We start from the raw sequence: 1,771 nt of genomic DNA on the forward strand, positions 1-1,771 counted from the left end.
GCGGCTGGACCGCGTGCGCCGCATCCGCGCGCTGGTCGATGCCCACGGCGCGGCTCTGGCCGACGCGGTGCAGGCCGACTTCGGCGTGCGCTCGACCCGCCTGACCGAGGTGGCCGACTTTTTTGTGCTGCGCTCGCTGCTGGGCGATCTGGAGCGTCACACCGGCGCCTGGATGAAGACGCGCCGCGTGCGCACCCCTCTCTACCTGTTGCCGGCCAGCGCCCACATCCAGCGCCAGCCGCTGGGCGTGGTGGGCGTCATTGGCCCCTGGAACTACCCGCTGCAGCTCACCCTGGGCCCGGCCGCCACCGCGCTGGCCGCTGGCAACCGGGTGATGATCAAACCCAGCGAGCTCACGCCGCACAGCTCGGGCCTGCTGGCCAAGCTGCTGCACCAGGCCTTCGGCGCGGACGAGCTGGTGGTGGTGCAAGGCGGGCCGGACGTGGCGCGCGAATTCGCCAGCCTGCCGTTCGACCACCTGTTCTTCACCGGCTCCACCGCGGTGGGCCGCCAGGTGGCCGCCGCGGCCGCGGCCAAACTCACCCCGACCACGCTGGAACTGGGCGGCAAATCGCCCTGCATCGTCGACGCCTCGGCCGACCTGGACGCGGTGGCGATCCAGATCGCGCACGGCAAACTGCTCAACGCTGGCCAGACCTGCATCGCGCCCGATTACGTGCTGTTGCCGCGGGGCCGCGAGGCTGACTTCGAGCGCGCCTTCGCGGCTGCGGTGGCTCGGCTGTTCCCGACCGGCGCCGCGCACCCCGACTACGCCAGCATCGTGACCGACCGCCACCACGCCCGCCTGCTGGCGCTGGTGGACGAGGCGCGGGCGCAGGGCGCCCGTGTGGTCGAGGTCGGTTCACGCCATGGTTCGGGCCACGCGAGGCAGATGACGCCGGTGCTGGTGTTCCAGCCGGCGCCCGACGCGCGCCTGATGCGCGAGGAAATCTTTGGCCCGGTGCTGCCGGTGCTGAGCTACACGCAGCTCGACCAGGCCATCGCGACCATCAACGCCGGGCCGCGCCCGCTGGCGCTGTACTGGTTCGGCTGCGACACCCCCGCGCGCGACCGGGTGCTGCGCGGCACCATCAGCGGCGGCGTGACCGTCAACGACACGCTGATGCACATCGCCCACGAGAACCTGCCGTTTGGTGGCGTGGGCGAGAGCGGCTGGGGCGCCTACCACGGCGAAACCGGCTTCCTGCGGTTCACCCAGCAAAAGCCGGTGCTGGTGCAGTCGCGCTGGGCGGCGTCCAGCCTGTTCTACCCGCCGTACGGGGCGCGGTTCGACCGCGTGATGGGCCTGCTCAAGCGCTGGCTCTGAACGCCGGGCTCAGGCGGCGACGTCGTCCTCGTCATCCTGCACCCTGATGGCCGCCGTCTGCAGGTAACCCTGCTGGCGCAGGCCGTAGGCGAGTTCCGACACGTCGCCTCCCAGCAGCAGCGAGAGTTCTTTCTCGCTGCGCCGGCCATTGGCCATGAGCAAAAGGGTGTGGGCCTGGCGCCCGATCAGGTCGGGGCGAGACAAGGCCTCCCAGGCTTTGGGCGTTTTGGCGATGCGTTCGATGGTGGCCATGGTGGTCTCTCCCAGGGAGATCCTGTGTGCTGACAGCGTCAGATCAGCAAGATACGGGCCCCGTGTGACAGCGCCATGAACGCCCCGTGGTGGTGCGCCTGCACGGGGTTTGGGTGTGTGGTTTTTGCGCTTTTTGGACGCATCCACCGTGCGATGGGGCGTTCGACCAGCCAAGAGGCTCAAGAAACAGTT

General features: G+C 69.9%; 2 protein-coding genes. One reads left to right on the top strand and one right to left on the bottom strand.

From position 1 onward, the window contains the following. A partial coding sequence (locus ACR2JA_RS06000; protein WP_434008199.1) for a coniferyl aldehyde dehydrogenase occupies positions 1-1,327 on the top strand: 1,327 nt, incomplete at its 5' end. Between the two features lie 9 nt (positions 1,328-1,336). Here ACR2JA_RS06000 and ACR2JA_RS06005 read toward each other — a convergent pair. Further along, positions 1,337-1,579, bottom strand: a complete 243-nt coding sequence (locus tag ACR2JA_RS06005; RefSeq protein WP_434008200.1) for a hypothetical protein — start codon at positions 1,577-1,579, stop codon at positions 1,337-1,339. Positions 1,580-1,771: the final 192 nt, after the last annotated feature.

Source organism: Hydrogenophaga sp. (assembly GCF_051007235.1).
Lineage (GTDB): Bacteria > Pseudomonadota > Gammaproteobacteria > Burkholderiales > Burkholderiaceae_C > Hydrogenophaga.